This window comes from Enterobacter sp. 22466 (assembly GCF_052044775.1).
GTDB lineage: Bacteria > Pseudomonadota > Gammaproteobacteria > Enterobacterales > Enterobacteriaceae > Enterobacter > Enterobacter dissolvens.
In genome coordinates this window covers 157,632-171,596 of the sequence record NZ_JBQENX010000004.1, presented here as the reverse complement: position 1 = coordinate 171,596, position 13,965 = coordinate 157,632, and the positions used below count along the sequence as shown (strand labels likewise).

General features: G+C 55.7%; 14 protein-coding genes. 9 read left to right on the top strand and 5 right to left on the bottom strand.

The window, feature by feature from the left end:
* Positions 1-33: 33 nt before the first annotated feature.
* Positions 34-729 carry a tRNA (adenosine(37)-N6)-threonylcarbamoyltransferase complex dimerization subunit type 1 TsaB gene (gene tsaB / locus ACTJJI_RS13010; protein ID WP_014832360.1) on the bottom strand — a complete coding sequence of 232 codons (696 nt, stop codon included), beginning with the start codon at positions 727-729 and terminating at the stop codon, positions 34-36.
* Positions 730-795: 66 nt separating this feature from the next.
* On the bottom strand, positions 796-2,706 hold the full coding sequence (locus ACTJJI_RS13005) for an ATP-dependent DNA helicase (RefSeq protein WP_014832361.1): 1,911 nt from the start codon (positions 2,704-2,706) through the stop codon (positions 796-798).
* Between the two features lie 132 nt (positions 2,707-2,838).
* Between ACTJJI_RS13005 and ACTJJI_RS13000 the strand changes: the two genes are divergently transcribed.
* Positions 2,839-3,183 (top strand): RidA family protein, encoded by a 345-nt coding sequence (locus tag ACTJJI_RS13000; protein WP_013096138.1) that lies wholly within the window; start codon positions 2,839-2,841, stop codon positions 3,181-3,183.
* 5 nt (positions 3,184-3,188) lie between these two features.
* Here the strand turns inward: ACTJJI_RS13000 and ACTJJI_RS12995 are convergent, their stop codons facing one another.
* Positions 3,189-3,371, bottom strand: a complete 183-nt coding sequence (locus ACTJJI_RS12995) for a YoaH family protein (protein ID WP_008500497.1) — start codon at positions 3,369-3,371, stop codon at positions 3,189-3,191.
* Between the two features lie 61 nt (positions 3,372-3,432).
* Here ACTJJI_RS12995 and pabB point away from each other — a divergent pair, with 61 nt between their 5' ends.
* The 4 genes from pabB (at position 3,433) to ACTJJI_RS12975 (ending at position 8,621) form a co-directional block, all read left to right on the top strand.
* Entirely contained in the window at positions 3,433-4,761 is a 1,329-nt protein-coding gene (pabB, locus tag ACTJJI_RS12990; protein ID WP_014832362.1) for an aminodeoxychorismate synthase component 1, read from the top strand.
* 3 nt (positions 4,762-4,764) lie between these two features.
* Positions 4,765-5,343, top strand: coding sequence for a CoA pyrophosphatase (locus ACTJJI_RS12985; protein ID WP_046888052.1), 579 nt, complete (start codon positions 4,765-4,767; stop codon positions 5,341-5,343).
* A 184-nt stretch (positions 5,344-5,527) separates the two neighbouring features.
* Positions 5,528-6,892, top strand: coding sequence for an L-serine ammonia-lyase (gene sdaA / locus ACTJJI_RS12980; RefSeq protein ID WP_014832364.1), 1,365 nt, complete (start codon positions 5,528-5,530; stop codon positions 6,890-6,892).
* Positions 6,893-7,022: 130 nt separating this feature from the next.
* Positions 7,023-8,621: an EAL domain-containing protein gene (locus ACTJJI_RS12975; protein WP_014832365.1), complete on the top strand. Its 1,599-nt coding sequence runs from the start codon at positions 7,023-7,025 to the stop codon at positions 8,619-8,621.
* Between the two features lie 6 nt (positions 8,622-8,627).
* On the opposite strand, the gene yoaE is transcribed toward ACTJJI_RS12975, so the two are convergent.
* A complete protein-coding gene (yoaE, locus tag ACTJJI_RS12970; protein WP_014832366.1) occupies positions 8,628-10,187 on the bottom strand; it encodes a CNNM family cation transport protein YoaE in 1,560 nt (519 codons plus the stop codon).
* The gene (locus tag ACTJJI_RS12965) at positions 10,175-10,333 is read right to left on the bottom strand and encodes a protein YoaL (RefSeq protein WP_373692672.1); all 159 of its coding nucleotides are present in this window, start codon (positions 10,331-10,333) and stop codon (positions 10,175-10,177) included. The genes yoaE and ACTJJI_RS12965 overlap by 13 nt, the downstream gene beginning before the upstream one ends.
* A gap of 314 nt (positions 10,334-10,647) precedes the next feature.
* Between ACTJJI_RS12965 and manX the strand changes: the two genes are divergently transcribed.
* From manX to ACTJJI_RS12945, 4 genes are read left to right on the top strand one after another with little or no spacing between them, the layout of a single operon-like run.
* The gene (manX, locus tag ACTJJI_RS12960; protein WP_014832367.1) at positions 10,648-11,613 is read left to right on the top strand and encodes a PTS mannose transporter subunit IIAB; all 966 of its coding nucleotides are present in this window, start codon (positions 10,648-10,650) and stop codon (positions 11,611-11,613) included.
* Between the two features lie 47 nt (positions 11,614-11,660).
* Positions 11,661-12,461 (top strand): PTS mannose transporter subunit IIC, encoded by an 801-nt coding sequence (gene manY, locus ACTJJI_RS12955; RefSeq protein WP_003859914.1) that lies wholly within the window; start codon positions 11,661-11,663, stop codon positions 12,459-12,461.
* 12 nt (positions 12,462-12,473) lie between these two features.
* Positions 12,474-13,325, top strand: coding sequence for a PTS mannose transporter subunit IID (locus ACTJJI_RS12950; RefSeq protein WP_440654341.1), 852 nt, complete (start codon positions 12,474-12,476; stop codon positions 13,323-13,325).
* Between the two features lie 54 nt (positions 13,326-13,379).
* Positions 13,380-13,838: a DUF986 family protein gene (locus ACTJJI_RS12945; protein ID WP_014832369.1), complete on the top strand. Its 459-nt coding sequence runs from the start codon at positions 13,380-13,382 to the stop codon at positions 13,836-13,838.
* The last annotated feature ends 127 nt before the right edge of the window (positions 13,839-13,965 follow it).

Sequence of the window (13,965 nt, the reverse complement as noted above, 5' to 3'; positions counted from 1 at the left end):
CGACTCCTTTTTCTCAGTTCCTGTTACTGAGATTCACTCGCGGCCTGGAAGTTTCTTCCACGCGACGGTGTTTCGCAAATAAACCGGCTCGGCATGTTCAACGGCCACGGTTTTTCCTGCTGCGAGCAGCTGGCAGGCGAGAGGAAGCATATCCTCTGCGACAGGCAGAAGCATGTTGCCGTCCACCAGCGTCACGCCGGTACCGTTTGCCATGTCAGGCCATGCCGCCCAACCAGTCCCTACCGTCGCCCACTTACCGGAGAGGTTCTGCAACCGTTCGGTTACCGCTTCCGGCTTGAGCACCGCTTCCGTCTCTTCGCCGTGCCACACGCCCTGCTCGTCGCGGGTGTATTCAGCCCAGTAGACTTCGCCCATGCGGGCATCAATCGCTGCCAGTACATGTGTGGCGCCGGTCATACGCCACGCGCCCTGCGCCATCGTCGCCAGGGTGGAAACACCGATCATCGGCAGGTCAGCACCCAGTGCCAGCCCCTGCGCAATACCAATCCCAATGCGTACACCCGTAAAGCTGCCGGGGCCACGGCCAAAGGCCAGCGCATCGAGGTCGGTTAAGGTGGTGTTGCCCTGGGTCAAAATCGCTTTCACCAGGGGCAGAATACGTTGGGTGTGTTCTCGTGGACACTCTTCGAAATGAGCAGAAATAGCACCGTCGTTCCACAGAGCAACGGAACACGCCTCTGTAGCGGTATCAATAGCCAGAATTCGCATCAGTCGTCGCGCTCTCGCAATGGTCAGTCACAAAATGGCGCGCATCTTAGCACACTCCCGGGCAAATTACTCCGCCGTTGGGTTGGCCAGGAAGCGAACCGCGCGTTTAATGTCCCGCGTACGCGGCGCGGGCGGCAGGCTGGCGAGGAAGGTCGCACCGTAAGGACGCATCACCAGCCGGTTATCACAGATGACCAGCACGCCGCGATCGTCCACGTCGCGGATCAGACGCCCTACCCCCTGCTTAAGGGTGATCACCGCGTCCGGCAGTTGTACCTCATCGAAAGGATCCCCCCCGCGCAGACGGCAGTCTTCCATCCGCGCTTTGAGCAGCGGATCGTCCGGCGAGGTAAAGGGCAGTTTATCGATAATCACCAGTGACAGGGTATCACCCCGCACGTCCACCCCTTCCCAGAAGCTGCTGGTTGCCACCAGAAGCGCATTCCCGGCGCTGACAAACTGCTGTAACAGTTGCCCTTTGCTGGTTTCGCCCTGCAGCAGCACCGGCAAGGTCATGGTGGCGCGGAACTGTTCAGCCAGATCGCGCATCATGGCGTGGGAGGTACAGAGCATAAAGCAGCGGCCATTGTTGGCCTCAATCATCGGTTTCAGCATGGCTGCCAGCAGTCGCGCGGCGCCGGGCTGATTCGGCAGCGGCAGATTACGCGGTACGCAGAGCAACGCCTGTTTTTGATAGTCAAACGGGCTCGGCAGCAGCAGTGACTCCGCCTGCTCTATCCCCAATCGTTCAGTGAAGTGGTGCAGGTCGTCATTGACCGACAGGGTCGCGGACGTAAAGATCCAGCTCCCCGGTTTTTGCGCCATCACCTCTTTGAATTTGTCTGCCACCGTCAGCGGCGTAAGCGCCAGGGTGAAATGACGTGAGGTGCATTCGTACCAGTAGCTGTACCCCGGCTGGTTGATCTCTTTCAGCCGTTTCAGACGCCCGCGATAGAGCGTGGCGCGCTCGAAGGCAGCGTCCAGCAGCGCAGAACGGCCAAGCGACAGTTTCGCCACGTCGTAACAGAGTTCCAGCGCATCATCCAATAGCAGCAGTGCGCGCTGGATATTGTTGTCCGCCAGCAGCTCGCGCAAATTACCACGGTAGCCAGGTTCGCCGAGCTGCAGGCGGAAATCCTGCGCGCTTTGCGCCAGGCGATCGGCACATTTTTGCAGCTGCTGGGTATCTTTTAATTCGGTGCGATAGGCAATGGTGAAATCTTTCGCCAGGTCCAGCAGCTGGCGGCTGGAGAGCGACTGGCCGAAATACTGGCTGGCGATATCCGGAAGCTGATGGGCCTCGTCGAAGATCATCACTTCTGCTTCAGGGATCAGTTCACCAAAACCGCTGTCTTTCACCACCATATCCGCGAGAAACAGATGATGGTTCACCACCACCACATCCGCATCCATCGCGGTTTTACGCGCTTTCACCACAAAACAGTCTTTATACAGCGGGCAGTCGCTGCCAAGGCAGTTGTCATTGGTGCTGGTTACCAGCGGCCAGGCGGGAGAGTCTTCCGCCACGCTCGCGCAGGTGCTGATATCGCCCTCCTCCGTCTGGTTGGCCCAGGCGCGAAGAATGATGACATCACTCAGGGTCTGCACCGGCAGGTCGCCGCCCGCCAGTGCCTGTTGTTCAAGACGCTCAAGGCAGAGATAGTTGGAGCGCCCTTTCAGCAACGCCAGCCGCCCTTTGTATTTCAGCGCTTTTGCCACTGTCGGCAAATCTCGGCTGTAGAGCTGATCCTGCAACGCCTTCGAGCCGGTAGAGATTATCACCTTCTTTTTGGCACGCAGCGCCGGTGCAAGGTAAGCGTAGGTTTTTCCCGTGCCGGTGCCGGCTTCCACCACCAGCGGCTGTGCCTTATCGATGGCGCGAGCGACAGCATGCGCCATCTGACGCTGCGGTTCACGCGGTTTAAAACCGGGAATAGCCTGTGCTAACTGCCCTTCAGGGGAAAAATCGTCTGCCACGGTGTTCTCTCACTGTATTTTTGCACAGGGATTATGTCAGCCCATCCTCTCCTGTGCCACCCCAAATAGTGACGACGGCGAAACAATATGGCAGTCTTGCCGCCTGATGATGAAAATAACGAGGAAACGTTTATGACAATTGTGCGCATTGATGCCGAAGCCCGCTGGTCTGATGTCGTCATTCATAACCAGACGCTCTATTACACTGGCGTGCCGTCCAATCTGGATGCGGATGCCTTTGAACAAACGGCTGACACCCTGGCGCAGATCGATGCGGTGCTGGAAAAGCAAGGCAGCGACAAATCGCGCATTCTGGACGCCACCATTTTCCTGGCAAATAAAGACGATTTTGCGGCCATGAACAAAGCCTGGGATGCATGGGTTGTAGCGGGGCACGCGCCTGTACGTTGCACCGTACAGGCCACGCTGATGAAGCCGGAATACAAGGTAGAGATTAAGATTATCGCGGCAGTGTAAGCCGGTTACTCTTCATCCTCATCCTCGAAACGCGCCACGATCCGCTCGCCGGTATGGGTGGCGCGAAGTTCTTCCGCCACCTGTGAAATGGCCTGCCCGCTGCTCATCCCCTGGGACATCAGCTCCTGGATGCGCTCAACCGCTTTCTGCTGCTGCTCGTGGCTCAGAGAAGGTAAACCTGCAAACATCGTCAACTCCTGCTAAATTATTCGCGCTAATTATTTCACGCTGCCCGGTAGTATGCCACACATGAACATGCGCTTCCCCACTGTTATTACCCTGCCATGGCGTACTGACGCCGCTGAATTCTGGTTTGCTCGTCTGAGCCATCTTCCCTGGGCGATGCTGCTGCATTCCGGCCATGCGGACCACCCTTATAGCCGCTTTGACATTCTGGTTGCCGATCCGCTGCATACGGTAACGTCTGACAACCTGCCTTCAACGGACGATCCGCTGATGCGGCTGCAGGAGGCGATCGACGAACTGGGTTTGTCTGCCGCGCCGAACCCGGATCTTCCCTTCCAGGGCGGTGCGCTGGGCGTGTTTGGCTATGACCTTGGTCGCCGCTTTGAAACGCTGCCATCGCTTGCGAAGGCGGATATTCCGCTGCCGGATATGGCGGTGGGACTTTACGACTGGGCGCTGATTGTCGATCACCATAAACAGGTGGTCTCCCTGCTCAGCCATTCGGATGTGAATGCGCGTCTGGCCTGGCTGGAAGCGCAGCAGCCCGCAGCCGCGCCGGATTTCCGTCTGACCTCTGCGTGGCGTTCAAACATGACCCCGCAGACCTATGCGGAAAAATTCGCACGCGTGCAGGCGTATCTGCAAAGCGGCGATTGTTATCAGGTGAACCTTGCCCAGCGCTTCCAGGCGACGTATGAGGGCGATGAATGGCAGGCCTTTACCCGCCTTAATGCCAGCAACCGGGCACCGTTCAGTGCGTTTATCCGTCTCGATCAGGGCGCGATCCTGAGTCTTTCGCCTGAGCGGTTTATTCATCTGGCGGAAGGCAAGATCCAGACGCGCCCGATTAAAGGGACCTTGCCGCGCCTGAGCGATCCGGCTGCCGATCGCCAGCAGGCGGAAAAGCTCGCCGCGTCACCGAAGGACCGCGCCGAAAATTTAATGATTGTCGACCTGATGCGCAACGACATTGGCCGGGTGGCGGTACCGGGCAGCGTTCGCGTGCCGGAACTGTTCGTCGTCGAACCTTTCCCGGCGGTGCACCATCTGGTCAGCACCATTACCGCACAGCTACCGGCTTCGCGTACCCCCTGCGATATTCTGCGCGCCGCGTTTCCGGGGGGATCCATCACTGGTGCACCAAAAGTGCGGGCAATGGAAATTATTGATGAGCTGGAGCCGCACCGTCGCAACGCCTGGTGCGGCAGCATTGGCTACGTGAGCGTCTGCGGGACGCTGGATACCAGCATCACTATTCGCACCCTGACGGCCTGCGACGGCCAGCTCTACTGCTCCGCAGGCGGCGGGATTGTGGCCGATAGCCAGGTGGATGCGGAATATCAGGAAACCTTTGATAAAGTTAACCGTATCCTGAAACAACTGGAGAACTGACGGGTGGAGAGAGAGAACCTGACGCTGGATGATTTTCTGTCGCGCTTTCAGCTGTTGCGGCCACAGGTGAGCCGTGAAGCGCTGAATCAACGTCAGGCGGCGGTGCTGATCCCCGTGGTGCGTCGTGAGCAGCCGGGTTTGCTGCTGACCCAGCGTTCCCCCCATTTACGCAAACATGCCGGTCAGGTCGCTTTTCCCGGCGGCGCGGTAGACAGCAGCGATGCCTCGCTGATTGCCGCCGCGCTGCGTGAAGCGCAGGAAGAGGTGGCCATCCCGCCCGAGGCCGTCGAGATCGTTGGCGTCCTCCCGCCAGTCGACAGCGTGACCGGTTTCCAGGTGACACCGGTGGTGGGCATTATCCCGCCCGGTTTGCAGTATCACGCCAGCGTTGATGAGGTATCCGCGGTGTTTGAAATGCCGCTGGAAGAAGCCCTTCGCCTGAGCCGTTATCACCCGCTGGATATTCAGCGCCGTGGACATCACCATCGGGTCTGGTTGTCCTGGTATCAGCATTATTTTGTCTGGGGCATGACGGCGGGCATCATTCGTGAACTGGCGCTGCAAATCGGCCTGAAGCCTTGACTATACTTTACATTCCGCCCTTTTTTTCAGGTTTGCGATCGGCGTCGCGCTATTAGCAAAACCCATCGTCAACCATTAGTTTAATTCATGTGAATAGTTAAGCCGAGGTCGATGTTCCCTCTTACACTATGCGCAGTTATAACATCGTTACTGGAACCCCGGTAACCCTGTCAGGAGTGTGAAAGTGATTAGTATATTCGACATGTTCAAAGTGGGAATTGGCCCTTCGTCTTCCCATACTGTTGGGCCGATGAAGGCCGGTAAACAGTTCGTCGATGATCTGGTCGAAAAAGGATTACTGGAAAGCGTTACCCGTGTCGCCGTGGATGTCTACGGCTCTCTGTCATTGACGGGTAAAGGCCACCACACCGATATCGCCATTATTATGGGTCTGGCAGGCAATATGCCGGACACAGTAGATATTGATGCCATCCCGGCATTTATCCGTGACGTGGAAACGCGCGGTCGCCTGCTGCTGGCTAACGGCCAGCACGAAGTGGATTTCCCGCAGGACGACGGGATGCGTTTTCGTAGCGACAACCTGCCGCTGCATGAAAACGGCATGACCATCCACGCCTGGAGCGGCGAGAAAGAGATTTACAGCAAAACCTACTACTCCATCGGCGGTGGCTTCATCGTGGATGAAGAGCATTTCGGCAAAGAGAGCACCGGAGACGTCAACGTGCCGTATCCGTTCAAATCTGCCACCGAGATGCTGGGATATTGCAAAGAGACCGGCCTGTCGCTGTCCGGCATGGTGATGCAGAACGAACTGGCGCTGCACAGCAAAAAAGAGATTGAAGACTATTTTGCGAACGTATGGCAGACCATGCGCGCCTGTATCGATCGCGGGATGAACACCGAAGGCGTGCTGCCGGGTCCGCTGCGCGTACCGCGTCGTGCCTCTGCGCTGCGCCGTATGCTGGTGACCACCGATAAATTCTCCAACGACCCGATGAACGTGGTCGACTGGGTGAACATGTTCGCCCTGGCGGTGAACGAAGAAAACGCCGCCGGTGGCCGCGTGGTGACGGCGCCGACCAACGGTGCGTGCGGGATTGTTCCGGCGGTGCTGGCTTATTACGATCACTTTATTGAACCTGTTACGCCAGATATTTATATCCGTTACTTCCTGGCGGCAGGTGCCATTGGTGCGCTGTATAAAATGAACGCCTCTATCTCTGGTGCAGAAGTGGGATGCCAGGGGGAAGTGGGTGTAGCCTGCTCGATGGCAGCGGCAGGTCTGGCAGAGTTGTTGGGTGCAAGCCCTGAGCAGGTCTGCGTGGCAGCGGAAATCGGCATGGAACATAACCTGGGCCTGACCTGTGACCCGGTTGCCGGGCAGGTGCAGGTACCGTGCATTGAGCGTAACGCCATTGCGTCGGTGAAAGCGATTAACGCCTCCCGTATGGCAATGCGCCGTACCAGCGAGCCTCGCGTGTCGCTGGATAAGGTTATTGAGACCATGTACGAAACCGGTAAAGACATGAACGCGAAGTACCGTGAGACTTCCCGTGGGGGTCTGGCCATTAAGGTGCAGTGCGACTAATACCTTCATTCGCCCATCTGCAACGGATGGGCGAAATTTCCTTCTGATTCTCGTCTCCTTTCACTTTCCCCACTACACTTTCACTGTTGCGTCTGGCTTTTGGGGCCGGAGGCTTATCAGGCGACCGTTCATGCAAACCGCACAAACGATCATTAAAAACTATCGCCGAAAACGCGTGATCGTCTGTGTGACGGTTGCGCTCCTTACGCTCATCCTGACGTTAGGCATTCGATTTATTTCACAGCGTAATGTAAATCAACAACGCATTGTCGACTTCGCCAGCCATACCGTTCGCTCACTTGATAACGTTCTGCTTTCTTTGGATAACCGTCGGCCGGAGTTGTTGGGTCTGGTCGGCCAGCCTTGTCCAGAGGCACATCTGACTCTGCGAAAGCAGGCTGCCATTTTACAGACCGTCCGCTCGATCGCCCTGATTAAAGAGGGCATTCTCTACTGCTCCAGTATTTTCGGCAGTCGTGCCGTTCCTGTGCGTGAACTTCAGCCCGCTCTGCCGGCAAGTATGTCAAAGCTCATTTTATCGACCGACCAGTTGCTGCTTAAAGGCAGCCCAATTCTTATTCAGTGGCACCCCACGTCTCAGAGTGGGGAAGATGGTGTTATGGAGATCATTAACATCGATCTGATCACCAGAATGATCCTTGAGCCCCAACGTCCCCTCATCACCGATGTGGCGCTGACCGTCGGGGATCACTCTCTTCGCTATGGTCAACGTGTTACCGACGCGCTGAAGTTTAATGAGACTGACGCGCTGATACAGGAAATGTCGTCGCGCTATCCGTTCTCCATTACGGTCAGCGGACCGGGTCCAGAAGAACTGGCACTAAAAAGCCTGCCAGCACAACTGCCGCTGGGGTTAATGCTAAGCCTGCTGCTGGGTTATCTGGCCTGGCTGGCCACAGCAAACCGGATGAGCTTCACGTGGGAGATCGATATGGGGATTGCGGCGCGGGAATTTGAGCTTTTCTGCCAGCCGCTGGTCAATGCCCGTACCCAGGAGTGCATCGGCGTGGAAATTCTTCTGCGCTGGAATAACCCGCGTCAGGGTTGGATCTCCCCGGAAGTTTTTATTCCCCTGGCAGAAGAGCATAACCTGATTGTTCCCCTGACCCGCTACGTGATTGCCGAAACGGTACGCCAGATAGGCTACTTCCCGTCCGGCCCGGGCTTTCACATCGGCATTAATGTGGCTGCCAGCCACTTCCGTCACGCCGCGCTGTTACAGGATCTGAACCGCTACTGGTTCAGCGCCAACCCGAGCCAGCGGCTGGTCATTGAACTCACGGAGCGCGACGCCCTGGTCGATGCGGATTATCGCATCGTGCGCGAGTTGCACCGCAAAGGGGTCAAACTTGCCATCGACGATTTTGGCACCGGGAACAGTTCGTTCTCCTGGCTTGAAAAGCTCCATCCTGACGTACTGAAAATCGACCAGTCATTCACCACCGCCATCGGAACCGATGCCGTGAACTCAACGGTGACGGATATCATTATTGCGCTGGGTCAGCGGCTGAATATTGAGCTGGTTGCGGAAGGGGTCGAAACGGAGGAGCAGGCCAGGTACTTACGCCGGCACGGTGTCCATACTCTGCAGGGGTATTTCTATGCGCGGCCCATGCCGCTGCGGGATTTTCCACAATGGCTGGCGGAGAGCTCTCCCCCGCCAGCACATCATAACGGGCACGTCGTGCCCTTAATGCCGTTGCGTTAAGAAGACTTACTCATCTTCGTCGTGCACGGATTGCTCTTTAACAATACGCACCATATCAACGCGATAGTCGTTGGCTTCAACAATGGTGATGTGCAATGGTGGCAGTTCGATCACATCGCCCACGCGCGGGATCTGCCCGTTCACGGCGATGACCAGACCGGCAACAGTGGCAATGTCTTCTTCATCGTTGACCACGTTTTCCAGCCCCAGCGTATGCGAAAGCGCGTGCAGGTCAGTGGTACCTTTCACCAGCCAGCCTTCACCATCAGCCACGATTTCCGGTGTTTCGTCCTCATCCGGGAATTCACCGGCAATGGCTTCCAGCACGTCCAGCGGCGTGACCAGCCCCTGCACCACACCAAATTCGTTGGTGACAATCACGAAGCTACCGCGGGCACGACGCAGTACGCCAAGCAGGTTGATCGGGTCCAGCGTTTCCGGTACCACGATAGCCGGCGATGCGGCGGCGATGGCTTCAACGTCAACGCCCTCTTCCAGCGCGACCAGCATCTCTTTGGCGCGCACGACACCGATGATCTCATCCAGCTCACCGCGACACACCGGGAACAGGCTGTGCGGCGAAGAGAGCAGCTGCTGACGAATTTCATCAACGCTCAATCGGGAATCCACCCAGCTTATCTCGCCGCGCGGGGTCATGATGCCACGCAGTGAACGGGAGGCCAGGGAGAGAACGCCGTTAATCATATAACGCTCTTCTTCCACAAACGCCCCTTCCGGCACCGGAACCGGGTTACGGTTCTCGGTGTCACTCTGCACATTCACCTGACGGCGACCGCCCATCAGACGCAGGATGGCATCCGCCGTACGGGCACGCAGCGGTTGATTAGACTGCTGCTTGATGAAGTTACGGCGTGCAATCTGGTTGAAGAGTTCGATCAGGATCGAGAAACCAATCGCGGCGTACAGGTAGCCTTTCGGAATATGGAAACCAAAGCCTTCCGCAACCAGGCTCAGACCAATCATCAGCAGGAAACTCAGACACAGCACCACGACCGTCGGATGTTGGTTCACAAAGCGGGTCAGCGGTTTAGACGCCAGCAGCATAACCGCCATGGCGATAACCACAGCCGCCATCATCACCGGGAGATGGTTCACCATACCCACCGCCGTGATCACCGCATCGAGCGAGAAGACGGCATCCAGCACCACGATCTGCAGCACCACTACCCAGAAGCTGGCATAGCCTTTGCCATGACCATCATCGTGCTGCCGGTTCTCCAGCCGCTCGTGCAGCTCTGTCGTGGCTTTAAACAGCAGGAATATCCCCCCGAGCAACATGATCAAATCGCGGCCGGAGAAAGTGAAATCCATGACGGTAAACAGCGGTTTCGTCAGGGTGACCATCCACGAAATGACGGACAGCAGCGCCAGTCGCATGACCAGGGCCAGCGAGAGGCCGATCAGACGCGCTTTATCACGCTGTTTTGGCGGCAGTTTATCTGCAAGGATGGCGATAAACACCAGATTATCAATGCCGAGTACGATCTCCAGCACCACCAGCGTGAGTAATCCCACCCAGATTGACGGGTCCATTAAGAATTCCATGACAAGCTCCTGCTAAAGGAATGACAAAACGGTGCCCCACTCAACGTGGGCAAAACAGAGGCAAACAGAGTCGATACGTGGCGAGGATCGCCGGTGAAAAAGGCGCGAAGTGGCCTGGTAGATGACTGACGTCGGTGACGGTCCATATAGTGGGCTGTAGCCCTATACTCCTGATCATTTAAACGGAGGCTAAACATATCAGAGACAATAGGTTTTTAGCAAAGATTTACGTTCCTTTGCAAAAACGCGAAAAGGCGAAATATGTGTTGAGTAATTTCTGATTTTCGAAACCTAAATTACGGATCTTCATCACATAAATTATTTTTTCACTATCTAAAATAATTCGCGGAAGTCTTAGCTTTTTAACTCTAACCCTTATCTGAATCGATTCGGTTCGCCAATACGATTCTCAGTACGTCTGTCTGGCAGACGTATTAATGATAATAAAAGGAGGTAGCAAGTGACCATTGCTATTGTCATAGGCACACATGGTTGGGCTGCAGAGCAGCTACTCAAAACAGCAGAGATGCTGTTGGGCGAGCAGGAAAACGTCGGCTGGATCGATTTCGTTCCCGGTGAAAACGCCGAGACGCTGATTGAGAAATACACGGCTCAACTGTCGAAGCTGGATACCAGCAAAGGCGTGCTGTTTCTCGTTGATACATGGGGAGGCAGTCCGTTCAACGCTGCCAGCCGCATTGTCGTCGATAAAGAGCATTATGAAGTTGTCGCCGGGGTCAATATCCCGATGCTGGTGGAAACCTTCATGGCACGCGACGACAATCCGGGTTTTGATGAGCTGGTCGCCCTGGCTGTCGAAACCGGCCGCGAAGGCGTGAAAGCACTGAAGGCGCAGCCGGTTGAGAAACCCGCTCCGGTAGCTGCCGCAGCGCCAAAAGCCGCAACACCCGCAAAACCCATGGGCCCGAACGATTACATGGTTATCGGCCTTGCGCGTATCGATGACCGTTTGATCCACGGTCAGGTGGCCACGCGCTGGACAAAAGAGACCAACGTTCGACGCATTATCGTGGTCAGCGACGAAGTAGCCGCCGACACAGTGCGTAAAACTCTCCTCACCCAGGTTGCTCCTCCGGGCGTTACCGCGCACGTGGTGGATGTCGCCAAGATGATCCGCGTTTACAACAACCCGAAATATGCCGGTGAACGCGTCATGCTTCTGTTCACTAACCCGACAGACGTCGAGCGCATTGTTGAAGGCGGCGTGAAAATCACCTCCGTTAACATTGGTGGTATGGCATTCCGTCAGGGCAAAACGCAGGTCAACAACGCGATTTCAGTCGATGCGAAGGATATCGAGGCATTCAACAAGTTGAATGCTCGCGGTATTGAACTGGAAGCCCGTAAGGTTTCCACGGACCCGAAACTGAAAATGATGGATTTGATCGGCAAAGTTGGGAAATAAGCCCGCGCCGGTTTTTCACATAAAGCTTATGCAATAGGAGAAGTACAATGGAGATTACCACTCTTCAGATTGTGCTGGTGTTCATCGTCGCGTGTATTGCGGGTATGGAATCCGTACTTGATGAATTTCAGTTCCACCGTCCTCTGGTGGCCTGTACGCTGATTGGTGCCGTTCTCGGTGATATGAAAACCGGTATCATCATCGGTGGTACCCTGGAAATGATCGCCCTCGGCTGGATGAACATCGGTGCGGCAGTTGCGCCCGATGCCGCGCTGGCGTCCATTATTTCGACCGTGCTGGTTATTGCCGGTCATCAAAGCATTGGTGCCGGTATCGCACTGGCTATTCCGCTGGCCGCGGCAGGCCAGGTACTGACCATTATCGTTCGTACTATCACCGTGGCTTTCCAGCATGCGGCGGATAAGGCGGCCGAAAACGGCAATCTTACGGCGCTCTCCTGGATCCACGTCTCGTCCCTGTTCCTGCAGGCGATGCGTATCGCTATTCCGGCCGTTATCGTCGCAATCTCCGTGGGGACCAGCGAAGTTCAGGGCATGCTCAACGCGATCCCTGAAGTGGTTACCAGCGGTCTGAACATCGCCGGCGGGATGATCGTGGTGGTCGGTTATGCGATGGTCATCAACATGATGCGCGCAGGCTACCTGATGCCATTCTTCTACCTGGGCTTCGTGACCGCCGCCTTCACCAACTTCAACCTGGTTGCTCTCGGTGTGATTGGTGCGGTGATGGCGATTCTCTACATCCAGCTCAGCCCGAAATATAACCGCGTTGCGGGTGCCCCAGCGCAGGCTGCTGGTAATAACGATCTCGATAACGAACTGGACTAACAGGTGAGCGAAATGGTTGATATGACTAAAACTACCCCTGAGAAGAAACTCACTCCGGGTGATATTCGTGGCGTGTTCATCCGTTCTAACCTGTTTCAGGGTTCATGGAACTTCGAACGTATGCAGGCCCTGGGCTTCTGCTTCTCCATGGTACCGGCGATCAAACGCCTCTATCCGGAGAACAACGAAGCACGTCGTCAGGCGATTAAGCGTCACCTGGAATTCTTTAACACCCATCCTTACGTAGCAGCTCCGGTTCTGGGCGTTACCCTGGCGATGGAAGAGCAGCGTGCAAACGGCGCAGAGATTGACGATGGTGCCATCAACGGTATCAAAGTCGGTCTGATGGGGCCGCTGGCAGGCGTAGGTGACCCGATCTTCTGGGGTACGGTTCGCCCGGTTTTTGCCGCGCTGGGGGCGGGTATCGCGATGAGCGGCAGCCTGCTCGGTCCACTGCTGTTCTTCATCCTGTTCAATGCGGTGCGTCTGCTGACCCGTTACTACGGCGTGGCGTACGGTTACCGTAAAGGGGTGGATATCGTTAAAGATATGGGCGGCGGCTTCCTGCAAAAACTGACTGAGGGGGCGTCAATCCTCGGCCTGTTTGTGATGGGGGCACTGGTTAACAAGTGGACGCACGTGAACATCCCACTGGTGCTTTCAACCATCACCGGACAGGATGGGCAAACCCGTGTCACCACCGTGCAGACCATCCTCGACCAACTGATGCCTGGCCTGGTGCCGCTGCTGCTGACCTTCGCCTGTATGTGGCTGCTGCGTAAGAAAGTCAACCCACTGTGGATCATCGTTGGCTTCTTCGTCATCGGTATCGCGGGCTACGCTGTCGGCCTGCTGGGTCTGTAAGAACGTGCATTAACTGCCGGGGGCTTGCCCCCGGTTTTTTTATCTGGAGGATGAATGACTGTCACGGATATCGTACTGGTTTTGTTTATTGTTGCCCTTCTTGCTTACGCCATCTATGACGAGTTCATCATGCCCCGCCGCCACGGCGAGACGCTGCTAACCCTTCCCCTTTTGCGACGCGGGCGCGTTGATGCGTTTATCTTCGCGGGCCTCGTTGCCATTCTTATTTACAATAACGTGACCAGTCATGGTGCAATATTAACCACATGGTTATTATGTGCGCTGGCATTAATGGCGATCTACCTGTTCTGGATCCGCGTGCCCAAAATCATTTTTAAAAGCCGCGGATTTTTCTTTGCCAATGTATGGATAGAATATAACCGCATTAAAGAGATGAATTTATCCGAAGATGGCGTGCTGGTCATGCAATTAGAACAGCGCCGCCTGCTTATCCGGGTTAAAAATATTGATGACCTGGAAAAGATATACAAATTACTCCTTAAAACTCAATAAGTTAAAATTATAGCATTGGCTATATTTTGTGTTTCTTTTCGCGCACACAATATAGCCAGTGCTATATTCCGTTCTTTAATTTACCTCTATTTATTAACGATATATTCACGCTTAAATCTAAATGAAA